The sequence below is a fragment of the Desulfobulbus oralis genome (assembly GCF_002952055.1).
GTDB classification, from domain to species: domain Bacteria; phylum Desulfobacterota; class Desulfobulbia; order Desulfobulbales; family Desulfobulbaceae; genus Desulfobulbus; species Desulfobulbus oralis.
The window spans coordinates 749,776-773,575 of the sequence record NZ_CP021255.1; the positions used below are offsets into that span (position 1 = coordinate 749,776).

Genomic DNA, 23,800 nt, shown 5'->3' on the forward strand with positions numbered 1-23,800 from the left:
CTTCTTCAGTCCTGGACAGGCAGGACAACCAGCGTGTCGCCGGTTCGCAGGCGGCCGCCGCGCAGCACTCTGGTGAACACGCCCTGGGTCGGCATGATGCATTCGCCCATGGCCTGAAAGATCTGGCAGTGGCTGTGGCATTCCTTGCCGATCTGCGTCAGCTCCAGCAGCACCTCGTTGCAGGAAAAACGCGTACCGATGGGCAATCTGGCCAAGTCGATGCCATCCACTATCAGGTTTTCGCCAAAGCAGCCGTGCTCCACCTGCGCGCCCCGCGCCTTGAAGGCCAAAATTTTTTGCCAGGAAATCAGGCTGACCTGCCTATGCCATTTGCCGGCATGGGCATCGCCGTCAATGCCAAAACCGGTCACCAGCAGGGCCTCGCCGACATCCCTTTTGGCTATGCCTTTTCTGGAGCTGGTACACACGGCAATGATGATGCCGCTCTTCTGTGCTTCTGTCATACTGGCACCTCTGAAGCGATTCGGGTCGTTCAAATCATCCCTTACGATGCGGGGCTCGGCCAGTGCGCAGGCATCCTTCCAGACATCGGCGGTCATGATCGGGATATCCGCCTCTCGCACGGTCTTGCCGTACTGCTTGCCGAGAGCCGGCAGCCCGTCCGGAGTGCCGATGTCTCTGGACCAGGCGCTGCAGACGCTTCGCGCGCATCTCCCGCACCCGCGGGTTTTTCAGCGTTTGACATCCGACAGGGAGCGCTCCCGGGCACAGTGGCGCTCACCGATCGGCAGGCTGGAGCTTGCCGCGCAGTTGCGGCAGCGTGCCAGCCAGTGCGGCCAGAAGCTCCGCCACCACGGAAACCGCTATTTGCTGGGGGGTTTCCGCATAGATGCCCAGGCCGATGGGGCAGCACACCCTGGCCAGTTCCCCGGCAGGCACGCCCTCTGCACGCAGAAGGCGGTACACGTGCTCCCGTTTGCTGCGGCTCCCTATCATGCCAAGATAGCGGGGATGGACGCGCAGCGCCTGTTCCAACACCTCCCGGTCAAAGGCGTGGCCGCGGGTCATAATGGCCACATAGTGCCTGGGCTCCAGGCCGCAGGCCGCCTCCAGGCCGGAAAAACCGGGTAAAACGTGGCAATGCCGGGCCATGGGGAAGCGTCCCCTGTTGGCAAATTCTTCGCGGTCATCCACCACGTCCACCACAAAACCGCAGGCATGGGCCAGGCGGGCCACTTCCAGGGCAACATGGCCGCCGCCGCACAGCAGCAGCAGCGGCGGAGCCTCCAGAGGCTCGACATAGTATTCGGCGCCGCTCTCCGTCGCGACGAGGCCAGGACGCTGTTTGGTGGTATCGAGAAAGGACGCGACCTCATCGAGTCCCTCGATCACCAGTTCAGAGCTGGCTGCTGCCCTTGGCAGTTTTTCCACATACAGACGGCGCTCCGGGACGAGCCGGCCCTTTCCCGCCAGCCTGACCAGCCAGGCGCCGCGCCGCCCCTGGCGAATGCTGGCGTCCGCCAGGGCAAACAGGCCTGCCTGCCCGGGTTGCAGGGCCTCGCACAGCACTTCCATGCGGCCGCCGCAGATCATGTCGCTGTCCATCGCGGCCGTGGCGTCCATAACAAAGACCTCACGCGCTGAGTGCTGATCGTTCAGGCACTGGCGCGCCGCTTTCATGGCGGCTGCCTCCATCGCTCCGCCGCCCACCGTGCCCTCAAAGCCGCCCCTGGTCTGTAGGGCCCTGGTGCCCGCATGGCGTGGGGCGGAACCCGCACTGGCCACAACCGTCACCAAAACAAGCGGCTCGCCTCCTTGCAGCAGAGCGGCTGCACGCGCCTCCAGCGTAGCCTCTGGTGTGGTGGCGGACAGGCCGCCTGACTGCTCATTCGCGGTTGTTGCCCGATCTTTCATGGCCAAGCTCCTCAAGGTGAAAGCTGCAAAACGCAGTGCCCCGTGCAGGCTGCCTCGGGAAAGGCTGCCCCTATGCGTGATCTTTTACCATATATGGACGGCCTGTGCCAGACCCGGGGCCGATTTCCCGCCAGGGAATGCCGGCCCTCCCTGGCGCTGTCCTCTAACACCCGGGGCTGCGCTGAACGCTTGTGGGTGAAGAGCGCTTTGTCACCCGACGATACCTGCGCCCTGGGAGGCGGCCGACCTGTCCGCTCCTGTTCCGCCCGACGCGGGCCTTCAGGCCCGGGCCTCTCCTCGCTGACGGCGTTCCATGTGGCGCTGCACCAAAAGGAGCAGACCCGAAAGGCCAAGACCAAGCCCCATGTAGAGGACTGTGGCTGCGGTGGTTGATTCCAGGCCGGCAAAGCTCAGGGATTCCACCTCCTGCGAAGCCCAGGTCAGCTCCGGCACGCTGATGAACATTGCAAGCGAGCTGTTCTTCAGGTTATGCACCATGCGCGCGTTCAGGGCCGGCAGCGAGGCCGAACAGGCCAGGGGCAGGACGAGGCGAAACCAGTAGCGCCAGCCGGTGAAGCCCGAAAGCCGGGCGCAGGCCAGGGCGTCCCGGCCCGTAGTGTGCATCACGGAAAACAGAATGTCGGCCAGATAGGGTGCATTGTTGACCGTCAGCCCGGCCACTGCAGCCCAGAAGGGAAAATGCTCCCAGCCGTTCAGCGCCCGGCAGGCGCCCTGCGGCAGGAGAAAGGGCAGGCAGTAGAAGGGCAAAATCAGCCAGAATACGCCGGGGATGCTGCGCACCACGTGGCAAAAGCCCGCGCAGAGGCGGGCGCAGACGACAGCTTGGGTGCTCTGACTCCGGGTTCTGCCAATCGCCAGGGCCACGCCCAGGGCAAGGGACAGCAGCGAGGACAGGGCTGCGATGCTCAGCGTGAGGGCCACGCCGTGCAGGAGAATGCGCAGATAGACAGGCTCGATCAAAATAGACCAGTGGGGTGTGTACATGGGATTTTCCCGTGGTTAAACTGCCACGCCTGGGGCCCAGCCCTGAAGCGCCCCTTGGTCCCTGCCGGACCACAGCCATTATAGCAGGAGAACGCGCATCGTGCAGGAAGAACAACGGAACCTGGTGCAAAACGGGCCAGCGCCTGCTCCCGACCGCTCCGGCCTCTTGCATCTGGCGCTGGTGCTGGCACGGATCCATCACGCCCGGCTCCTCGGCATCGACGCCAACGGGGTTATGGCTCTGCCCGGGGTGGCGCGGGTCATGACCGCGCGGGATGTGCGGGGCACAAACCGCCTGTTTGCGCCACAGGGCACACCGCACAGTCTGAACAGGGGTTTTGAGCAGCCTGTCATTTGCGACGATACAATCCGCCGCTACGGCGACATTGTCGCCGTGGTCGCCGCGGGCACGCGCCCTGTGGCCCGGGAGGCCGCCGCCCGGATCAAAATCGCCTGCAGGCCGCTGCGCGCCATGCTGAACTTTGCGGAAGCCGCAAGGCCCGGCGCTCCGTCCGTGCACGAGGGCATACCCAATGTCTTCATGGAGCAGCCGCTGTACAAAGGCCAGGACCCCCGCCCGGTGATCGAGGGGGCCGCCTGCGCAGTCGAGGCGGCTTTCAGCACCACCCGCGAGCCGCATTTGCCGCTGGAGCCGGATGCCATTCTGGCCTGGCCGGACGCCGGCGGCGTCGTCATTCGGGGCAAGGTCCAGGATCTCCACGGCATGGCCCGCAGAATGGCGCCAGCCCTGGGCCTCGCCCCGGAGCGGATCCGTATCATCGCCACTCCGGCGGGCGGCAGTTTCGGCGCCGCGCTGTCACCCGCCAACTGCGCCGTGGCCGCGGCCTGCGCGCTGGCTCTGGCCGCGCCGGTCTCACTGGTCATGAGCTATGAGGAACACCTGCTCACCACGGGCAAGCGCGCAGCGGTACAGGGCCTGGGCCGACTGGCCTGCGACGCCAGAGGCCGGCTCGTGGCCGGAGATTTTCTCGTGCACATTGACCAGGGCGCCTACAGCGAAGCCGCCGGGAGCCTGACCACCAAGATGCTGCGCTTTTTCGGCGCCCCCTATCGCCTTCCCCAGCTGCGCGGCCTGGCGCGCACCGCCTTTACCAACGGCAACTTCGGCGCCTCCGCCTTTGGCACGCCACAGGCGCACATCCTGGGCGAAACGCTGGTGGATATGCTGGCCCGGAAACTGGGCGCGGATCCCTTCGAGTTCCGCTGGCAGAATCTTGCGGAGCCCGGCGACACCGGGCCAAATTCCGTGCCCTTTCGCGTGTATTCCATGCGCGCCATGATGGACAAAATGCGACCCACCTACCAAGGGGCGCTGAGCACCGCCCGGCGCGAAAGCCGCCCGGAACGACGGCGTGGGGTGGGCGTCGCCTGGGGCGGCGATACGGTTTCCGGCGGCGCCGACCGCGCTGAAGCCGATGTGGAACTGAACCCCGATGGCAGTGTGACCGTCTATAGCAGTTGGGCCGAGCTGGGTCAGGGCGCGGATCTCGGCTCGCTCATGCTGGTCCATGAGGCGCTTCGCCCCCTGAAGCTGCAGGCCGAGCGGATTCATCTGGCGCGAAATGACAGCGCCTGCTGTCCTGACACCGGCCCCACCACCAGCAACCGTTCCCACCATGCAGCGGGTCTGGCCATCATCGACGCGGCAAACAGCCTGCTGGCCGCCATGCGCAGGCCGGACGGCGCCTTTCGCACCTGGGCGGAAATGCGGGCGGCAGGCCTGGCCATGCGCTACCGGGGCCGCTATCAGGCGCACTGGCCCGGCATCGACCCGGACACCGGGCGAGGTTATGGGGCGGCAGAGCAAAATTTTGTGCTCTATGTGGTGGAAGTGGCGGTTGAACCGGCCACAGGCCAAACCACGGTGCTCGCGGCGCACATGGTAGCGGATGCGGGCCGGATCGCTGCCCCACAGAGCGTGCGGGGCCAGGCTTTTGGCGGCTTTGCCCAGTCTTTGGGCTTTGCCCTGACTGTGCGGGGTTGCGACGGGCCGGGCCAGCTTGGCCCGCTGGACGCGGGCATTCCGCAGTGCCGTGACGTGCCGGACATTATGAATCTCGATTTTGTCGAAAGCCCGCGCGGCAATGGGCCGTTCGGATCAACCGGCTGTGCCGAGGGCTTCCAGAGCGCGGGTTGCGTGGCGATTCTGAACGCCATTGCCGATGCAGTGGGCCTGCGCATCACCGCCTTGCCAGCCACACCTGCCAAAGTGAAGGCGGCGCTGGAAAAGCAGGCCGGGGGCGAGGAGCAGGCGCCGTGGAACCTGGCATCCGAGCTGTATGCGCATCTGGCGCGCCTCAGGAAAAAAAGCGGCGTATGAAGCGGGGCTGTTGCTGTTCGTTCCCGCAAAAGCCGGCTTTTGGCCGACAGAGGCGCCAGACAGTTAGCCCCGCCCCAAGGCTTTCAGCCAGAGCGTATCGTTCGCAGCGGCTGCCAGTGCCAGCCCCGGCGGGAGCCCCTCGCTTTCCGGCAGCATGACGAGCCCGGCAGGATCCGAACTGTTTCGAACCAGCAGCAGATCGGCCAGACCCGCACGGAGCAGCAGCGGGGGTGTCGTGAAATCCAGCCGTCGCAGGGCGGGCGTGCAGCCCTGGCGTCTTGCCAGCAGGGCGAGCACGGGGTTGCAGCGCAGACTTTCGAGCGCCACATTCGGGCCCTCTGCTGCAATCCCAATGGTCAGCGTGCCCGAAAGCCTGACCCGGTCCAGCGCGGACACCTCCGGCAGGCCGCCGCTGAACAGTTGTCGTGTGGTGGCCGTACCGGGCTCCAGCAGGACCTGTTCCGGGCTGCCGACATCCAGAATGCGGCCTCGTTCCATGACCACAATGCTGTCCGCAATGCTCCGGGCAAAGGCGGTCTGATGGGTGACCACAACCATCGTCTGCCCCTGTTCCCGAATCTGCCGAATCAGGCCCAGCACCTCGCGCACACAGGAGGGGTCGAGGGCAGAGGTCGGTTCATCAAACAGCATGAGCCGGGGTGAAAGCGCCAGTGCCCGTGCGATCGCACCACGCTGACGCTCGCCGCCGGAAAGCTGACCCGGATGCCGAGCGGCCTTGTCTTCGAGGCCGATGGCACGCAGAAGCCCCATGGCCTCGGCCTCGGCCTGCCGGCGCGGCACGCCGTGCACCAGCCGGGGCGCAATGGTGATGTTGTCCAGAAGCGAAAGGTGCCGGTAGAGCTGCTCGCCCTGAAAGACCATGCCCACCTCGCCCCGGCCGCAGCCTCTGCGGCCCGGCCCATTGCGCAGTTGGCCGTCCAGCCGGACTGTGCCGCCGTCAACGGGGTCAAGCCCGGAAATCGCCCGAAGCAGCGTGGTCTTGCCGCAGCCGCTGGGGCCGCAGATCACCAGGCACTGTCCCTCCGCCAGTGTGAAGGAGAGGTGGTCAAGCACGAGCCTGCCCTGCCGCCTGGCCACCAGTCCAGCCACCGCAAGCAGTGGTGCGGGCGCTGCCCCAGCTTTGGTCATGCGCTCTCCTCACTCGGCCCAGATGGGGAGTGGCGGCGCAGGCGGCAGCGGATACCTGCCCTTTTCGCCGAACCACTTGTCGTAGATTTTCTGATAGCTGCCATCGATCAACATGGTACGCAGCGCAGCGTTGACCCGGTCGCGCCAGGCAGACTGGTTCTGCGGCACGCCAATGCCGTAATAGGTGGGGCTGTAGACCTCGCCCACCGGCTCGTAGGCCGGATCGCCGCCGGACACGCCCGCCAGAATGATGGTGTCGTTGGTGTAGCCATCCACCTTGCCCGCCTTCAGGGCCAGAAAGCATTCCGCATTGTTCTGGAAGGACAGGACTTTCGGCTCGGGATCGCCCAGTTTTTTCAGGGCTGCGGCTACGGCCTGCTGGGCGTTGCTGCCCTGGGAAATGGCGATGCGCTTGCCGACAAAATCCTTCAGTTCCCGGTACCTGCCCTTTTCGGCCAGGATACGCTTGCCGTCATTCAGATAGGTGTCGCTGAAGTCGATCTGGGCGTCGCGGCTCATGGTGTGGTTCATGTTGGAGAGCACCATGTCGGTTTCCCCGCTCACCAGTGAGGTGATGCGGGTTTTGTCGTTCACTTTGATGATCTCGTGTCTGAGCCCCATCTTGGCGGCCAGGGCGCGGGCCAGATCGGCGTCAAAGCCATCCGGCTCGCCCTGGTCGTTCAGAAAATTCATGGGCGGCGTGGCAAAGCCCAGGCCAATGCGCAGCGTGCCCCGCTTTTGAATGGCCTCGTCCAGATTCTTCCACTCAGCGGCCAGGGCGGAACCCGCGGCCATGCAGGCAAGCGTGAACAGGGGCAAAAGGAAGGTCGGGACAAACAACCGGGTTTTCATACACATCCTCCTGGTTCTGAGGTTCGGGAAAGCCGCCGGACCATCCGGCAGCGAAAAACATCTGCGGCCATTCGCCTTGTTTGCAGGGAGCAGGCCTGGATGAGACATGCGGATTCAAATGGTCGCCCAGCCCTTGCTCCCAACAGGACCTGGTGAGCAGGCTTTTTTTCAGAAGCTTTGCGCCGCTTCCAGCCCGTCCTGCCCGTATCGGCGCGCGAGCCGCAGGCGCAGACGCCTGGCCAGCCAGGTCAGGAGACCGGAAAAGGCCATAAAGCCCAGGGCAATGAAACAGTACATGGCAATCAGGGTGGCCGGGTAGCGATTGGCGAGCAAGATGCCGGTTTGCGTCAGTTCTATCAAGCCAAGCACGAAGACCACGGACGAGTCTTTGAAGAGCGACACCATGACGGCAAGCAGGGCGGGAATCATGGTGTGCATGACCTGCGGCGCGAGGATGACCCGGGCCGCGGTGCGCCTGGGCATGCCGGCCAGAAGCGCAGCCTCCATTTGGGCGGCGCCCACCGCCTTGACGCCGCTTCTGAACACCTCGGCCACCTGCGCTGTCCCGTACACCGTGAGCGCGGCCACTGCGGTCAGTCCCGGCGGCAACGAGCGGACACCCAGAAAAAGGGGCAAGGCATAGTGCATCCAGAACAGCATGAGCACCAGCGGAACGCTTTTGACCAGCTCGGTATAGGCCATGGCGAACGGAGCCAAAAAGCGCAGCGAAAAGACCCGAAAACAGCCCAGAATCACCCCAAGGAGGAGGGAGGCAGGCAGCGCCAGCAGCGCCAGCAGGATATTCAGGGCCAGACCGCCCGCAAGGTCGCCCTTCAGGCCAAAGAGCAAGGCGGGCAGGTAGCGGGCGGCTTCGGCAAAGGATGCGGCCGGGTCAATCATGAGGCTTCATCGTTCACTGACACTGATGCCAGCCAGCCCGTTGCAGCGCTTCCGCCGCACGTTCGCAGTCATAATCGCGCCAGGCCTTGTCCGCCGGCACCGTGTCGCGGGGAATGGCGCCCATGTCAATAATGGCCACGTTCGCGCCCGAGCTCAGCGTCAGGTCAGTGGTCGGGTGCACACAGATGTCGGGGGTATGACCGCTTCCCGCCAGACGCAGGGCCGCGGTGATCTGGGCGATGCGTTCGGGCGCAAGCATCTGCGTGTCGCCCAGCGGCGTCCCGGGCACGGGCACCCGGGCCATCAGGCCGGAGATTTCCGCTCCTTCCCGGACCAGCCCCAGAAAGGAAGTGGCGATTTCCCCGTTCCCGTGCTCCGGACCGATGGGTTCAACCATGGCGGCAAGGCGCAGCGGCGAGGCCTGCACGGCGCGCATCGTCGCCAGCCGAGTTTGCGGATCAAAGGCCGTGTCCGTGCCTTCCCGAAGCCGGAGGGTATGGTACACGCAGGAGCCCCCGGCAGCCGCTATCCTTTCCGCTGTCTGGAGATCGAATTCGCCGGTATTCAGCGCCAGTTCGCAGCTCTTGGGCACAAGCCCACGGATTGCCGCAAGCAGCCTGCACAGATGCTCGATGCTGAAAAATTCCGTGGTGCGCAGGACCAGATAGTGGACGCCTGCCTCTGCATAGTGCTGGAAGACGCGCAACACTTCGGCATCGTCATAAACCTTGGGCTGCCGCACAAGCCGCCACTTTTCGCCCAGGGAGCAGAAGCGGCAGCTCATCCGGCAAGGCGCATTGTCCAGGCCCAGTGCACCCCAGAGATAGCCTCTGCCGCCGGTGATGCGCAGCGCCTCGGCGTGGGCGGCCTGACGCAGCAACAGAGCCCCTTCGGAATCCGGCGCAATGTCCAGAAGCTCCACGAGTGTTTCCCTGTCCAGCAACTGTCCTGCCCGGCAGGAGCGGACAGCCTTCCGGACGAGTTCCGCCGCCTTCACAGGAGCTTCGCCAATTCGGCGGCGGTTGCGTTCACAAGCGGCGCGCAGACACTTGCGAACTTGCCCTCCTGTATGGCCGCAGCCCGTCCGCCCGGCGCAAAGATGTCGTGCCCGAGCAAGGTCTTGCAGGTGAGCGCGCCGCCGTGGGCAGCCAGAAAGCGCTTCAGGAAGGCCTCCCGCTTGTCCGCCAGAACGAGGCCGGCATCCATGACCGTCGCGTCATCGCTGCCCGCCCTGGCGGCATAGCGCGCCCCCAGAATCAGCATGGCAGCGGTGATGCAGCCGCAGGTTTCGGCGCAGCCCATGCCCGAACCAAAGGCCACGGCGGAGCGCCGCAGCGTGTCCGCATCGTCCCCAAGGCGCCCTGCCAGCATCATGCACACCTGCTCCGCGCATTCCCGGCCCCGGGCGAAATCGTCCAGGATTTCCTCCTGAGTCTTTTGCATAGTCGCCTCATAGTGACAAGTTTTCCGGCCTGGTGAACAGGCGCTGCAATAACGGATCAGCCGCTTCCTGCCGATCCGTCCGTTAAAAAAATCCCGGCAGCCGCATTGCCAGGCACCACGTGCAAATTACCTGACATTTGAACTCGCTCATTTTCAGCGGCCTGCTACCATCCCGGCAGGAAACGGCGGCTGGCGCACTGTCCGGGAATATGCCAGACTGCTTCGAGCGGCAGGCCGAAGTACCGGGCCAGCAGCGCCCGCATGACGCCCGCATGGGTAATCAGCAGCAGCGTTCCCCCGGGGTAGCGCTGCCGCCAGCGGGCCAGCGCGTGCAGGGCGCGGCGCTGCACCATGCGGAAACTCTCGCCGCCCGGGGGCACATAGTTCATCATGTCCAGGCCCCGGGCCTCAAAGGCGCCGGGCCAGAGATCGCGAACCTCGGCCCAGGTCAGGCCCTCCCAGAGGCCCAGGCCGATTTCGCGCAAATCGGGCTCCACATGCAGGGGCCAGCCCCGCTGCCGTCCATCCAGCAGGAGGGCCGCTGTCTCCCGGCAGCGGCCCAGGTCGGAGCAAAGAACAGCCGCAGGCTCCGGCTCCAGGGCTGGCAGGAAATCCTGGGCCAGGGCCCGTACCTGCGCCCTGCCTGCCGCACTCAGAGGGATATCCCGGGCGCCGGTCAGGCGGCGCTCCGGATTGGGCGGCAGCGCGCCGTGTCTGAGCAGCCAAATGCCCTTCACGCGCGCCGGTCCGGCTCTCTGGCAGGAGTCAAAACCTCTCTGGCCATGGCAAAAGGCGCGCAAGCGCATTCCCTGGCCACCCGCTCCGCCAGCTTCTGCGCCCGGGCCATACGGCCCAGGATGGCGGCCTGCACCGCTTTGTCGTCCGCAAAGTGCCGCATCTTCTCCTCATAGCGCCGCTCCAGCGGCACCAGCCTGTCGCCCGCGCAGTACTTGTCCGCCAGACAGACCAGTTCCCGTTCGCTCAGCGGCATGTCATCCGGCAGTTCCAAATCCAGGTGGTCGCGCACAATCCTGGCCATACGGGGCAGGCCCAGACTGTCCAGCAGTTCGCCGCCCGCCAGCTCGTGACGGGGCAGGCCCTTGCAGATGTCGTGCAACAGACCGCCGGCCTGTGCCAGCCTGGGGTCGCATGCAGCGGGTCGGCCCTCTGCCTCGCGCCTGGCGACCAGCCGCTCCGCAAAACGGGCGGCCACCTGCCCCACCGCCTCGGAGTGGCGCAGAATTTTCGGCAGCACATCCCGCTGCCGCAGCAGCACCCAGGCCTCCTCGGGGCTCAGCACCCCCCGCTCGGGAGCCAGCCTTTGCAGGCGCTTGTAGTCTTCGGGCCTGTCCATGTCCTCCAGAATCATGGCATCCGCCACCGAAAGCACCCGCCGGGGCAGGGTCGCAAGGGCGCCGCGCAGGCCCTCCCGGCCGTTGTGGGCCAGAATGCGCCGGATGTAGGCCGCTGGAATCAGGGGCGGGTGGCCTTCCCTGCCTGAAAAAAGCGGGATGAGCACCGGCGCGCCACTGCCGCTCCGGGCCCGATCTTTCTCCGCCTCCGCCTGCAGGGTCATGAGCGTGAGCGGCCGCAGCAGCGGCACATCCACAGGCGTGACGACAAGCGCCTCCGTGTCGCCCTGTGCCGCTCTGTTCGCAAAGGCCGAAAGGCCGGTGCACACCGAGGAAAACATGCCCCTCTCGGGAGCCGGATTGCGCACTGTCTCGAGATCCAGTCGCCTGGCCTCAGCCTCCACTGCCTCCGCATGATAGCCGCTGACCACCACGATATCGGTAAGGCCCTGACCACGAAAAAGGCGCGCCAGCCCCTCCAGTGCGGAGCAGTCCGCACCGGAGGGGCCCAGCGGCAGGGGCAGGAGGGCCTTGACCCGCCCCATGCGCAGCGACTGACCGGCTGCAAGAATAACAACAGATATATTCATAAGCTCTCTCGATGGACTTGTCTGGCAGTGCCCTTCTCCGGCTGCACGATGTGCGCCCTGCCGTCCGGGCCGCGGGCAATACGGCCCAAGACCGGCCCCAGCCGCTTCAGGGGACTGCCGCAGGCGCAGGGGCCGGGCAGCAGGCTGGCGACATCGCCTGTACGATAACGGATCAGCGGCATGGCCTCGCGCAGGGTGGTCAGCACCACCTCGCCCACCTCGCCCGGCGGCAGCACCGTGTCTCCGTCCATGTCCACGATCTCCACCACCACATCCAGCCAGCGCAGATGATAGCCATCATGGGCCGGGCATTCCAGCGCGCAGCCGTAGCAGGTTTCGGTCAGGCCGTAGTGATCCAGCACCAGACAGGCCCAGACGCGTTCCAGGCGCTGTCGCAGTTCAGCACCCAGGGGCTCGGTGCTGGTCAGTATTCCTGCAAGACCCGGCGGCGCGGCCTGGGGAAAAAAGGCCAGCAGCCGCGCCAACTGGGTCGGGGCCGCCACCAGGGCATGGGGGCCTTCGTCCAGCAGCCAGCGGGCCAGCCGCAGGCCCTCCCCTTCCCGCAGGAACTCCGGCGGCGGGTTCAGCACAAACACGCCCGCAGCGCTCAGTCCCTGCCGGAGCAGGTCGGCCACGCCATCGGGCCGTTCCGCTCCAGGCAGCAGCACCGCCAGCCTTTCGCCGGCACGCACCAGCATGCCCATGCCCACGGCAAAAAAATTCCGGGTCTGGGCCAGATCGCCGGCGCTGAAGGCCAGTCTTTTGGGCGGTCCGGTGGTGCCGGAGCTACGCAGCGTCACCATGCGCTCCACTTCGTTCAGGGAGACCGCCAGGAAATCCTCGGGCCGCTGCAGCGCTTCGGGCCGGGTGAAGGGCAGGGCGCTCAGCCCGGCGGGCGTGGCCAGATTCAGATCATACGCGGCGAGCTGCCGGCGGTAAAAACGGGAACGCCGTGCCCTGGCCAGGGTCCGGCGCAGCAGTTCGGCCTGCAGCCCGGCCAGACGGGCAGGCCAATCCACAGCGCCTGCGGCTCCGCATGCCGCAGCCAGGCATGCGTCCAGCGGGCAGGACGGGGCGCAGGCGGACAGCTTCACAGCGGGTAGAGGCGGGTGCCGCCCGCAGCGGTGAGGTTGTGCAGGCAGAAGGGAATGAGCCGTCCGGCCGGCCGGACCACATGGATGCAGCAGCCCCGCACCCGGTCCAGGTCCAGGCTGAGCGCGTCCTGAAAGGCCATGCCGGAGAGGGTGAAATGCCGCGCTACGCCTTCCTGGGCCAGAAAACGGTCAAAGGCGTCCCCAGCCCCGTCGGCCGGGGCCGGCCCGCGCTGTCCCCTCCAGTGGAGCGCCACAAAGCGCCTGGCCGCACGCGAACCCTCGGCCGCCGTGGGCAGTGGCGGAACGAGCCGCTGCAGGGGCCGGGCCGCATCACAGCAGGAGCCGCCCTGATGCAGCCAGGCCAGACCCGGCTTGCCCGTACCGTCCACGCGGCGGTAGGCGGCATTGAAGGAGCATAGTTCGTGTTCGCAGGCCGGCGGCCGCAGATGCTCCGGCCGCACCAGTTCCGGGGCCTGCCGGGCCAGCGCGTTCATGATCTCCGCCAGGGTCAGACGCGGCGCTTCGGCAAGCGGCCACGGATAGCGGCCAAAAAAGGCCGCCGGCTGCAGGTGCAGGCCCCGCACCGCGGGGCCAAGCTCCAGGGCCAGACGCAGCAGGGCGCCCAATTCGTGGTCATTCACGCCCCGCACCACGGTGGCCACCAGCACCACGCCCAAACCCGCACGGGCACAGTTGGCCAGCGCCCGGCGCTTGAAAGCCAGGCAATCCCGGCCCCGCAGCATGCGGAAAGCCGCATCGCCGACCGCATCCCACTGCAAATACACCGACTCCAGCCCCGCATCCGCCAGGGTGGCGGCATAGTCCGCCTCCTCTGCCAGACGCAGGCCGTTGGTGTTGAGTTGCACCAGGCCAAAGCCGCGCTGCCGCACCATATCCACAATCCCGGGCAGATCGTCCCGTACCGTGGGTTCACCGCCGGAGATCTGGACATTGCAGGCGCCGGAGGCCCGTTTCAGGGCATCCAGCCGCTGACCGATGTCTGCCAGCGCCGGGTCGGAGGGGGAACTGGCCGTACCCGCTGAGGCATAGCAAAGCGGACAGGCCATGTTGCAGCGCAGGGTGACTTCAATCAGGCCCGTACAGGTGTGCTGGCCGTGCACCGGGCAGAGACCGCAGTCGAAGGGACAGCCATCCTCGAGTTCGGTGGCCGGGTGTTGCGGATAGGAAGGACTTTTGGGCCGCGTCCAGTCTGCAAAGGCCGGGGCCGAAGGAATATTCGCCTCCGGCTCCTGCCACACCGCCACCCGGAATTGGCCGTGCTCCGGACAGCTTTTGCACAGTTCCACTGTCCTGCCATCAGCCGAATGGGCGTAAAAGGCATCCAGCCGCCGCAGACAAAGCGGGCAGAGGCTCTGGGTGCGGCGCAGCATCAGGTCTCCCTGCTCAAATCCAGTTCGTAGTTCTGCACCAGTTCCAGCATCTTTTCCCAGCATTCGGCCAGCAGCTCGCCGCAGGCCACCGGGTTGGGCTCTTCGCCCTGCTGCCCCGTGCCGGCGCCCAGGCCACGGGCGATCTGAGAGCATCGCAGGCCGCCATAGGATGCCACCCGCTCGTAGAACCAGGTGGCATATTCGTGGATCACCGGCGTCCGCATGGGATGGGGGCTGACCCCGTCCTGGGCCGTGCCCGCAGCCAGGGCCAGGGCCATGGCCCCGCTGGTCAGCAGGCCGCAGGGGCCGTCGGAATGGCCCAGGCCGTGGCACAGCCCCCCGGCCGCGCACACCAGATCCGGGTTCTCACGCTCCATGGCCTGCAGCATGAGGAGGGTCAGCAGTTGACCGCAACAGTAACCCTGACGCACCCAGGGCATAAGTGCCATCATCACTGGATTCATGTCATCGCTCCTTCTGGACTATCCACAACCCATAGCCATGGCGGCGCTGCATGGCGCCGCAGGCGCAAAGCCCGCCTACACCGTGCCAGATCATCTGCGCCGCCAGTTCCACCAGGGCCCGGTCATGATTTTCATAGCGCAGAATCCGGAAACCGGCTCCGGTAAAAAGCGCCTGCCATGCGGCAACCGATCGCGCTCCGGCCAGGCAGGACGAGCCAGCGTCGGCATCGGGCACAGCCAGGGCGCCAGCCCGCCAGGTCACATCGCTTGCCACAAGCAAAGCGCCGGCCCGCAAGATCCGCCGCGCCTCCTGCAGGGCGATCTCCGGCCTTGCCACCAAAGAAAGGACGCATTCAAAAAGCGCCAGCCGGGCGCAGTTGGAGGCCAGCGGCATGCTGCAACAATCCGCCCGGATGAGCGCCGCAGCTGCCGGCAGCTCTGGCCATTCATCCTCTCCGGCCTGCCTGTCCAGTCCCAGGGCCCGGTAGCCGCGTGCCGCCAGGAGCCGCAGGCTCGCACCCGCGCCCGCGCCACAGTCCACAACCAGGGATTCCGGTCCGGGCTGCAACAACGCCGCCGCCTCACACCAGTCCAGTGCCGCCTCTGTGAGCTTGAGACCCCCGGGCCGCCAGGCATTGCCGGCCACGGCCCGAAAACCTGGTTGTTCCCAAAGGGCGCTCACTTGTCTTCCACCGTAGCCTCCACTTCCCTCATCTTGCCTTCGGCCAGACTTTTCGGCACCAGGGTCAGGCCGCATTTGGGGCAGCGCGGCAGTTGCACGTCAAAGGCGCTCTGGAGATAGAAGACCGGCAGTCCGCCCGATTCCAGCGGCACACCGCAGCGCCCGCAAATCCACTGGCCGTGATCCGCCTCATAGCTCGGTCCAAGGCTCATACCCGTTCCTCCCGCCGGCCGTCAGTGGTGACCTGATTGCTCCGGATGACCTCATCGGCCTCCTGCCCGCCGGCTCCCGGCACGATCATGCGGTGACACCAGGCATCCAGCACCACAAAACCCGCGTCCCTTTTTTCATACTCGACCCAGAAGGTCACCTTCCGCGGCCGCCAGGAGCCGAGCCAGTGGCCGCTTTCCCTGTCCTGAAAGCGGTGACCGCTGGCCTCGGCGGCCAGCACTGCGCCACGGACGTCGTCCAGCAGGATATGCCGCTCTTCCAGGCTGGGCAGCATGTCATCCGGCACCTGCACCCGTGCCAGTTCGGCGGCAGCGGCCTCCCCCGGATCCTGGGCGCCTCCGCCGTAGCGCGCAAGCAGTTGCCGCCGCAGGGCCGCCCGGTTGGCGCGCCGGGCCGAAAGCCCCGGGCCCTGCTCCGTGCCCGCGCCTGCGCCGCCGGGCAGAAGCAGATCCAGAATATGCCAGCATGCCTTGCCGCTCGCCGCCATACGGTCGCGGCACATGATGCAGGAGGCCAAACCCGGATGTTCGAGCTGGGCGGCACGGTGCTCGGCCATAGCCCTGGCCAGTTCCGGCTGACTGCACCACACCAGGCCGCCATAGCCGCAACAGGCCGTCGCGGCGCCCGTGAGCAGCGGCTCCGCCACCCGGGCCCCGCATTTGGTCGCCAGACTGCGCACGGCTCTGAGCCACGGCTCGTTATGGCGGACCGTGCAGGGATCCTGAATGGAAAAGGTAGCGGGCAGCTTCGAGCCGTTTTGCGGCAAAAGCCCTTGCAAAGAGGCAATGTCCAGTCCGTCCAGCACCTCCCAAAGCGAAAGGGGCCGGGCTTCGGGCAGGGCCTCGCCCAGGGCGCTCAGACAGGAGGCACAGGCAGTGATGATGCGGGGCCGGCCCAGTTCTTCCCAGGAGGCACGCAGTTTGGCGCTGTGCTCGCGAAAGATGCGCGCCCGGCCCGCCCAGTGCGCCGGCATGCCGCAGCAGGAAAGCATGAGGGCCAGACCTGGGCTCTTGCCCTGGTTCAGCCGTTCCCGCAGCCAGCCATAGAGGGCGGCCACCTGCGCCCCCGGCGAGGCGGCAAGCTGGCAGCCCGGAAAGAAGAGCCAGGCAGGTGCAGCCGTCGTGCTGTCTGGCACGATCAGGCTGCATTCGGGCCCGGAGGCGCTTTCCATGTCTTCCAGCGCGAACTCATGGGCCGAAGGCGGCATAAAGCCGCGCGCCACCATGTCTTCCCGCGCGGAGAGGCAGAGTTCGGACATGGAGAAATTTTCGGGGCAGAGTTCCTCGCACTGGCCGCACAGGGTACAGCCGTTGATGAGTGCATTGGCCGTGTGAATACCCTGCACGATGGTCGCGTTGTTGAAGATCTGCCGGGCAAAGAAACGCGGATACCCCTTGTACTTCTGCATGTACACGCACTGCCGCACGCAGATCATGCACTCGCACTGGAGACAGCGGCCCGCCTCGGCGGCGGCCTCCTCCGGCGTGTACAGCGGCTCGCCCGCCGCCCCGGCGGCCGGTTCGATGCGGGGAGCGGCCGCAATGCCGCTCACATCGGTGTGCAGGGTGCCTGCAGCCTTTTCGCGGGCAGCGGTCAGGGAAGTCCCCCCCGTGATGCGTGTCAGGGTCTGGGCCGCGCGCCTGCCCTGACCGGCCTGCCCGGAGGCGGAGGCAAAGGCATTGCCCGTGGCGCTTCGGCCCAGCCAGCCTGCGCAGCACACATTGCCGTGCCAGAGCAGGGTTTCGGCATCCACCGCTCCTTCTTCCGGAGCGAGTCCGGAGCAGGCATCCACCAAAACGGCATCGTATTCGGCGGCGGCTCGTTCCACAAGCGCGGGGCACAGCTCCGCCTCGACAAAGCGCACGTTCTGGCGGCCCAGCCTTTCCAGATCCTGGGCCAGAAAATCCCTGAGACCTTCAGGCCGGCCCAGTCCGGGATACTGGGCCAATATGGCGCTCTCCAGCGCACCGCCATGGAAGAGCGTCACAGGATAGGATTTCCGGCCCAGGTCCCAGGCTGCGGTCAATCCCGCCAGGCCCGCGCCGACAATCGCCATGCGGAAGCGCTTGGGCGGCAGGGGCAGGGTCCGGCCCGGGGCGACGTCTGCCGACATGCAGGCCAGTTCCAGACCATGGATGGCGATGCTGCCGCCCAGGTCCCGGCGCAGGCAGACATTTTCGCAGGGATGATCACAGATGCAGGCCATAATGCCCGGCAGGGGCACGTGGCGCTCCAGCACCTTACGGGCCTCTCCGGGCCTGCCCTCGGCCATGCGGGCCATAAAGGCGCGCACATCGAGGTCAAAGGGACAGGCCGCTCGACAGCGCGGCGGGCTTTCCTGGGTACAGTGGGATTCTACTCTGTGCAGGCTCTCCTGATCCAGCAACATGGCTTCGCTTCTCCGGCAAAGGTGACAGGCGAGATGGCGGGTTGCCCCGTTCCGCCGGAGGCAAGCAGGCTGCACTCCGACAGAACGGGGGCCTTGAACAAGGCCCCCGCTGAGGTCGGACAGGTTTGTCCTTACTTTTTCGGCATGGCTGCCAGCACCTTCTCCGGGCGGGCGGGCAGATGGGTCACGCGGGCGCCACAGGCGTGATAGATGGCATTGATGATGGCTGCATGGGGAGCGGTCAGAGGCATTTCGCCCACGCCGGAGGCGCCAAAGGTGCCATCCTTTCTGGGCGTTTGCACATAAACGATCTCCATGTCATCAGGAATCATCTTGATGGTGGGTATACCGGCGCCGCCAATGGTGGCGTGCTTCTTCAGATCCTCATAGTCTTCACTCAGGGCCAGGCCCACTCCCTGGGCCAGACCGCCATAGATCTGACCGTCAACAATGAGTTTGTTGCACAGTTTGCCGATGTCAGTCACGCAGACCAACTTCTCCACCGTGCTCTTGCCGCTTGCGACCTCGACCGCGACCTCGGTCAGGAACAGGCCGTACATGTAGTTGGCAAAGGGCGAGCCCTGGCTTTTGGCGTCGCAGTTCGTGGCAGGCTGCGTCCACTTGCCGTCGAAGTGCACCGGCTTGCCGGCAGCCTTCAACTCGTCGTAGGTGTAGAAGCCGCCGCCCGGTTTCTTCATGCCCTCAACCAGCATCTGGCAGGCCACGCGGATGGCGTTGCCGGTGAGCACCTGGGAGCGGGAACCGCCGGCCGGGCCGGAGTTCGGGGTCTTGCTGGTGTCGTTCATCACCATATGAATCTGATCCGGCTCGATGTTCAGGGGCCGCAGGGCCTCATGGGCCGTGCCCAGGGTACCGGAATCCGCGCCCTGGCCGTGATCTTCCCAGGAGTTGCCCACCGTCACGCTGCCATCCGGGTTCAATTCGACCCAGGCCTCGGAAGAATCCGGGCCGTCCAGACCGGCGCCGTAAACGCCCAAAGACAGGCCCACGCCGCGTTTGACCTCTGCGGTGGAGCGTTCCCTGACCCGCTTCTTGGACGCCTCATAGTAGGGCCGCATCTTCTGGAACATCTCGGGCAGACTGAAGACCTCCGGCGTCTGTCCGGTCGGGGTGGTGTCGCCCGGGCGGTAGCAGTTCTTCTCACGCAGATCGAAGGGATCCATGCCCAGCTTCTCGGCCAGCTCGTCCATCAGCACTTCGGAGGGAAACTCCGACTCCGGCGCGCCGTAGCCGCGGAAGGCCGCGCCCCAGCAGTGGTTGGTGGCCACGGTACGGCCCTTGCCGCGGATATTGGCAATGCCGTAACCAGCGCCGATATACTGGGCGCCGCGCAGGGTGAGCAGATCGCCGAACTCGGAATAGGGGCCGTGGTCGCAGGTCCAGTCCGTCTCCATGGCCAGGATCTTGCCCTCCCTGTTGGCCGCCATGCGCACGTTGGTCCAGAAGGGCGAACGCTTGCCGGTGTAGTTCTGCTGCTGCTCGTAGTTGTAGTTCAGATGGCAGGGCCTGCCGGTCGCCATGATCGCCACGCCCAGGAGGGCTTCCATGGTCGGGCTGAACTTGTAGCCAAAGGTGCCGCCCGTGGGATTCTGGACCACGACGAGCTCCTCGGGGAACTTCAGGCCCAGGCCGGGGGCGATCATCAGGGCGTGCAGGTGGATGCCGACCGACTTGGAGTGGATGACCACCTGACCCTTCTCGTTGATGTAGCCGAAACCGACATCAGGCTCGATCGGCAGATGGGGTTGGCGCTGCGTGTAGTAGCTGCCTTCCACCACCACGTTGTTCGGGTCGTCGAAGAAGGGCTTGGTGTCCGCGCCCTTTTCCTCCACCGGTTCATAGTAGACGTTCGGCGTGCCCGGGTGGATTTCGATGGCGTCCGGGGCCATGGCTTCCGGAGCGTTCATGTACTCGGGCAAAAGCTCGAGATCGAATTTGACCTTGTCCGCGGCGGCGCGGGCATGTTTCTCGGTGTCGGCGCAGACGATGGCCAGGGCGTCGCCGTACTGGAAGATTTTCTTGTCGTTCAGAATGGGCCTGTCCCAGCCGTCGCCCTTGTTGTCGGGGAAGGTGATGAGGCCGGTGATGCGGTTCTTGCCCTTCACGTCCTTGTGGGTCAGGACGCGGTAAACGCCGGGCATTTTTTCGGCTTCGGAGGTGTCGATGCCCTTGATGTTGGCATGGGAAACCTTGGCCTGGGCCAGGGCCAGATGCAGGGTGTCCTGAGGCATTCGCAGCGCGGAATCGTTGCCGAATTCCCAGGAACCCGTGACCTTGGCCACCGCACTTGGCCGTGGCATGGTGCTGCCCCAGATGCGGCCGTCGGCGGGCATCTTCCAGGTCAGATCTTCAAGGCGCTTGTCGCCGCGCATAAGGGCGGCAGCGTCCATGACCGCATCGACCAGCGGCTTGTAGCCCGTGCACCGGCAGACATTGTGGTTTTTCTGGAACCAGTCGCGCACTTCTTCACGGCTGGGGCTCTTGTTTTCCTGCAACAGGGCATAGGCGGAAAGGATGAAGCCGGGCGTGCAGAAGCCGCACTGCGCCGCACCGTGGAAAATCCACGCGTGCTGCAGGGGATGCAGGCGGTCCGCGGTTCCGACGCCTTCCAGCGTGGTGAGAGCCGCGTTGTCGTTTACGCGGCTCATCTTGACAATGCAGGCGCGGGTCGGCTTGCCATCGACAAGCACGGTGCAGGCGCCGCACTGGCCCTTGCCGCAGCCGATCTTGACGCTGGTGATGTGCAGTTGGTTGCGCAGCACATCCACCAGGGTGTCGTTCAGATCGACCAGGACACGCTGGGGCACGCCGTTGACGACCAGGGTTCTTGTTTCCATAACAGCCTCCTTGGAAAAGGGAATGTATATGCCAACGCGGAACTCCGCGGGGTGGCCCGCTTCTCTACTTGCAAAACGGACAAACGGGATAGTGGCACTCCGGGCACTGGGAACAGAAGCCGCCGTGGCCGAGGGCAATGATGTCTTCAGCCTTGAGCTCGAGCCCGGCAAGCAAACGTGGGACAACCACGTCAAAAATGCTGGCCTTGTGGTACATGACGCAGCCGGGCAGGCCCAGAACAGGCACACGGCCCGCCGCGCCCTGCGCGTACGCGAGGAGAAACATGGCGCCCGGATACACCGGCGCGCCGTAACTGAGAATATCCGCGCCGGATGCGCGGATGGCGCTGGGGGTGCGGTCATCCGGATCGACCGACATGCCGCCCGTTACCACCACCATGTCCGCGCCCTGGGCCAGAAAGGTGCGGATAGCCTCCGCGGTCATGCGCTCCTCGTCGTTCGTGAGCATCTGCCCCATGACCGTGCTGCCCAGAGCGGCGAATTTTTTCTTCAGCACCGGACCAAAGGCATCCTGGATACGGCCGCTGTACACTTCGCTGCCCGTGGTCACCACGCCGACTCGTGCAGACTTCAGGGGCAGGATTTCGATCACCGGCCCGGTAACGAGTCGTTCCATGGCCTGCAGCTTGGCATCCTCGATCAGCAAGGGAATCACGCGCATGCCGGCAACGGCACGGCCCCTGTTGACAAAGTGCAGGCTGTGCAGCGTGGCCACGGTGATCTCGCCCAGACTGTTGATAGCGGTCAGTGTGGGCACATCGATGCGCAAGAGACCGTCGCAGGCGGCCTTGAGATCGATGCGGCCCTCCTTGGGCGCGGTGCGCTCCAGATGCTTTCCGCCCACCGCCGCCACGATTCTCTCCGCGGCATCGTTCTCGTGCACCAGGCCTGCCCGGGGCTCATAGACATACAGGTGTTCCTTGCCGACACTCAGCAGGATATCGATATCCTCCGCCCGCACTACATGGCCCTTGCGAAAAACCGGGCCCTTGCTCTTGCCAGGTTCGATGCGGGTGATGTCCTGGCACAAAACAGTACCGACCGCGTCGCGGACGGGAATGGTGGTCATCAGCGGCTTGGACATAGCATCTCCTGAACTGGGGATATCGGATGAGAGAGCTTATTCACTATACGGTATTTTTATACAATGTCATATCATAATTTGGATATCTGACCGCTATCCGGAGAGCGCGTTTGCTATAGGAATAAAAATCAACTGGTTATAAGAAAAACTGGAAACTGATTCCTGGATTCGGGCACCACAGGCATCCAGCACAAAAAAGCCTGCAAGCCTGAAGAGTCGTCGAACCAGTCGCCTCATGCCTTGCAGCCGCTGCTGCGGATACGATCAGAAAACAGCGAGCCGGGACAGGGCTCGCTTTGCCAGATGGCCGCCTGTCCGGGCGCGCACAGAAGGCGGGCGAGAAGCGGCGGCCGCCACCAGGCAGGCGTTCACGCGGTGCAGGGCCGGGGCCAGATCAAGGCCTTCCTCCTTCCGGACAGAGGCCGCAGCGTTGAGGCGCCCGAACCAGAGTTTCCGGGCTTTCCCCGGGGGCAACAGGGTCAGGCAGGTATTGCCTTCCCGGTTCTCCGGGCGGATCGTCAGCCTTTCGGCTGCGACCAGAGTGCCATGACAGCGGAAGCGCCCATAGTGGGTTCAGCCTCCCGGAAAAGCGGAGGGGCATCGGGCACTGGGCAAGGGTGGCAGGGCCAGGGCTGTTACTGCGTGCTGGCCTGCAGGTGCCGCAGACAGGCCCCGGCGGAAGGAAAGGCCGCCCGCAGGGCGGGATAATCCGGGATGCTTTGCGCCCGGCCCCTGTTGTAGAGCACCAATGCGCCCGCGAACTCGTCCACGTCGTCCGGGTCGTGGGTGATGATGATGGTGGGAATGGTGAGGGTGGAGAGCATTTCCAACAGCTCGTGACGCAGGCGGTCCCGAAGCAGGGGATCCAGTGCGGAAAAGGGCTCGTCCAGAAGGAGCAGTTGCGGATCGGCATTGAGCGCCCGGGCCAGCGCCGCACGCTGCTGCTGCCCGCCGGAAAGCTGGGCCGGATAATGATCCCCCAGCCCGCCGATGGCGAAGCGTTCCAGCATGGCCTGCGCCCGCTCCCGCTCCGGGCCTCTCACCACAAGGCCCAGAGCGCCGGAACGGGCATAGGCCACGTTCTGCAGCAGCGTCAGGTGCGGAAAGAGGGCGTAGGCCTGAAACATGTAGCCGATCTTCCGTTCCTGCACCGGCACAAAGACACGGGTCCCGCTGTCGTAGAGCGTGCGCGCAGCCACGCGGATATATCCGGCATCCGGCCGGACCAGCCCCGCGATGCACTGCAGGGTCAGCGTCTTGCCCGAGCCCGAGGATCCGAAGAGCACAGCGCTCTTGTGTTGGTCGCCGATGTCGTAGCGCACCTCCAGGCGAAAGGGTGCGGCAACATGGCGAAACTCCTTGATCAGGCTGAGCGAAAGCATCAGTGCCGCCTCCGCAGTTTCATCAGCAGTTCCGCAGACATAAGCAGGGCGACGCACACCGCCGAAGTCACGATGACGAGCAGCGCCGCCCGGGCGTCCTCGCCAGCCTGAAAGGCGTCATAGATGGCCAGTGCCAGGGTCTGGGTCTTGCCGGGAATGTTGCCCGCGATCATCAGGGTGGCGCCAAATTCGCCCATGCCCCGAGCAAAGGCCAGCATCACGCCGGCAAAAAGACCCCGCCAGGCCAGAGGCAGCGACACCGTGACGAAAACACGCCATTCCGAGGCGCCCAGGGTGCGGGCCGCATCCTCCAGACTGCGGTCGACCTGCTCCAGGGCCGCCCGGGCGGATTTGTAGATCAGCGGAAAGACCACCACCGTGGCCGCGATCACCGCCCCCTGCCAGGTGAAAATCAGATTGATGCCCACGCTGTTCAGCCAGTGCCCAAAGACGCCGCGCCGGCCCACCAGCAAAATCAGGTAGTAGCCCAAAACGGTGGGCGGCAGGACCAGCGGCAGGGAGCAGAGCGCGTCCAGGAAGGCAGGGACAGGGCCTTGCGTCCGGGACAAGCGCCAAGCGGCCAGTGTGGCCGCCACAAAGGAAAAAAAGGTGGCCGTCGCGGCCACCTGGAGGGAAAGCCGCAGCGGCGTCCAGAGAACAGGGGCAGTGGCATCCATGCCGGCAAGGGAGGGCATGA

General features: G+C 65.6%; 21 protein-coding genes. 1 reads left to right on the plus strand and 20 read right to left on the minus strand.

The annotated features are described in order from the left end of the window. Positions 1-5: 5 nt before the first annotated feature. The 3 genes from CAY53_RS03220 to CAY53_RS03230 all read right to left on the minus strand — a co-directional run bounded on the left by CAY53_RS03220 (position 6) and on the right by CAY53_RS03230 (position 2,880). Complete coding sequence (locus CAY53_RS03220) at positions 6-560, minus strand: MOSC domain-containing protein (protein ID WP_245874862.1); 555 nt, start codon at positions 558-560, stop codon at positions 6-8. Positions 561-738: 178 nt separating this feature from the next. After that, complete coding sequence (locus tag CAY53_RS03225) at positions 739-1,875, minus strand: XdhC family protein (RefSeq protein ID WP_104935910.1); 1,137 nt, start codon at positions 1,873-1,875, stop codon at positions 739-741. Positions 1,876-2,154: 279 nt separating this feature from the next. After that, on the minus strand, positions 2,155-2,880 hold the full coding sequence (locus CAY53_RS03230) for an ABC transporter permease subunit (RefSeq protein WP_104935911.1): 726 nt from the start codon (positions 2,878-2,880) through the stop codon (positions 2,155-2,157). Positions 2,881-2,980: 100 nt separating this feature from the next. On the opposite strand from CAY53_RS03230, the gene CAY53_RS03235 reads away from it, so the two are divergent. Next, on the plus strand, positions 2,981-5,221 hold the full coding sequence (locus tag CAY53_RS03235; protein WP_104935912.1) for a xanthine dehydrogenase family protein molybdopterin-binding subunit: 2,241 nt from the start codon (positions 2,981-2,983) through the stop codon (positions 5,219-5,221). A 63-nt stretch (positions 5,222-5,284) separates the two neighbouring features. On the opposite strand, the gene CAY53_RS03240 is transcribed toward CAY53_RS03235, so the two are convergent. The 17 genes from CAY53_RS03240 to modB form a co-directional block, all read right to left on the minus strand. Beyond that, entirely contained in the window at positions 5,285-6,370 is a 1,086-nt protein-coding gene (locus tag CAY53_RS03240; RefSeq protein ID WP_104935913.1) for an amino acid ABC transporter ATP-binding protein, read from the minus strand. A gap of 9 nt (positions 6,371-6,379) precedes the next feature. Beyond that, positions 6,380-7,222, minus strand: coding sequence for a transporter substrate-binding domain-containing protein (locus CAY53_RS03245; RefSeq protein ID WP_181040395.1), 843 nt, complete (start codon positions 7,220-7,222; stop codon positions 6,380-6,382). A gap of 168 nt (positions 7,223-7,390) precedes the next feature. Continuing rightward, positions 7,391-8,122, minus strand: a complete 732-nt coding sequence (locus CAY53_RS03250) for an ABC transporter permease subunit (protein WP_104935915.1) — start codon at positions 8,120-8,122, stop codon at positions 7,391-7,393. A gap of 13 nt (positions 8,123-8,135) precedes the next feature. Next, complete coding sequence (locus CAY53_RS03255) at positions 8,136-9,119, minus strand: biotin synthase BioB (RefSeq protein ID WP_104935916.1); 984 nt, start codon at positions 9,117-9,119, stop codon at positions 8,136-8,138. Further along, positions 9,116-9,565: a C-GCAxxG-C-C family protein gene (locus CAY53_RS03260; RefSeq protein WP_104935917.1), complete on the minus strand. Its 450-nt coding sequence runs from the start codon at positions 9,563-9,565 to the stop codon at positions 9,116-9,118. The genes CAY53_RS03255 and CAY53_RS03260 overlap by 4 nt, the downstream gene beginning before the upstream one ends. Positions 9,566-9,729: 164 nt before the next feature. Then, positions 9,730-10,302 carry a histidine phosphatase family protein gene (locus CAY53_RS03265; protein WP_219842714.1) on the minus strand — a complete coding sequence of 191 codons (573 nt, stop codon included), beginning with the start codon at positions 10,300-10,302 and terminating at the stop codon, positions 9,730-9,732. Further along, on the minus strand, positions 10,299-11,507 hold the full coding sequence (locus tag CAY53_RS03270) for a DVU_1551 family NTP transferase (RefSeq protein ID WP_104935919.1): 1,209 nt from the start codon (positions 11,505-11,507) through the stop codon (positions 10,299-10,301). Before CAY53_RS03270 ends, CAY53_RS03265 begins: the two co-directional genes overlap by 4 nt. After that, positions 11,504-12,601, minus strand: coding sequence for a DVU_1553 family AMP-dependent CoA ligase (locus CAY53_RS03275; RefSeq protein WP_104935920.1), 1,098 nt, complete (start codon positions 12,599-12,601; stop codon positions 11,504-11,506). Before CAY53_RS03275 ends, CAY53_RS03270 begins: the two co-directional genes overlap by 4 nt. Further along, entirely contained in the window at positions 12,598-13,992 is a 1,395-nt protein-coding gene (trsS, locus tag CAY53_RS03280) for a radical SAM (seleno)protein TrsS (protein WP_219842715.1), read from the minus strand. The genes CAY53_RS03275 and trsS overlap by 4 nt, the downstream gene beginning before the upstream one ends. Further along, on the minus strand, positions 13,992-14,456 hold the full coding sequence (locus CAY53_RS03285; RefSeq protein WP_104935921.1) for a DVU_1555 family C-GCAxxG-C-C protein: 465 nt from the start codon (positions 14,454-14,456) through the stop codon (positions 13,992-13,994). The genes trsS and CAY53_RS03285 overlap by 1 nt, the downstream gene beginning before the upstream one ends. A 1-nt stretch (position 14,457) precedes the next feature. Next, entirely contained in the window at positions 14,458-15,138 is a 681-nt protein-coding gene (gene trsM / locus CAY53_RS03290) for a DVU_1556 family methyltransferase (RefSeq protein ID WP_181040396.1), read from the minus strand. Further along, entirely contained in the window at positions 15,135-15,350 is a 216-nt protein-coding gene (locus CAY53_RS03295) for a DVU_1557 family redox protein (protein ID WP_104935923.1), read from the minus strand. Before CAY53_RS03295 ends, trsM begins: the two co-directional genes overlap by 4 nt. Beyond that, positions 15,347-17,758 (minus strand): pyridine nucleotide-disulfide oxidoreductase/dicluster-binding protein, encoded by a 2,412-nt coding sequence (locus CAY53_RS03300; protein ID WP_104935924.1) that lies wholly within the window; start codon positions 17,756-17,758, stop codon positions 15,347-15,349. Before CAY53_RS03300 ends, CAY53_RS03295 begins: the two co-directional genes overlap by 4 nt. A 131-nt stretch (positions 17,759-17,889) precedes the next feature. Next, entirely contained in the window at positions 17,890-20,616 is a 2,727-nt protein-coding gene (locus CAY53_RS03305; RefSeq protein WP_104935925.1) for a molybdopterin-dependent aldehyde oxidoreductase, read from the minus strand. Between the two features lie 64 nt (positions 20,617-20,680). Next, positions 20,681-21,706, minus strand: coding sequence for a molybdopterin-binding protein (locus tag CAY53_RS03310; RefSeq protein WP_219842752.1), 1,026 nt, complete (start codon positions 21,704-21,706; stop codon positions 20,681-20,683). A 650-nt stretch (positions 21,707-22,356) separates the two neighbouring features. Then, entirely contained in the window at positions 22,357-23,103 is a 747-nt protein-coding gene (locus CAY53_RS03320; protein ID WP_104935928.1) for an ATP-binding cassette domain-containing protein, read from the minus strand. Then, positions 23,103-23,798 carry a molybdate ABC transporter permease subunit gene (gene modB / locus CAY53_RS03325; protein WP_245874863.1) on the minus strand — a complete coding sequence of 232 codons (696 nt, stop codon included), beginning with the start codon at positions 23,796-23,798 and terminating at the stop codon, positions 23,103-23,105. Before modB ends, CAY53_RS03320 begins: the two co-directional genes overlap by 1 nt. Positions 23,799-23,800: the final 2 nt, after the last annotated feature.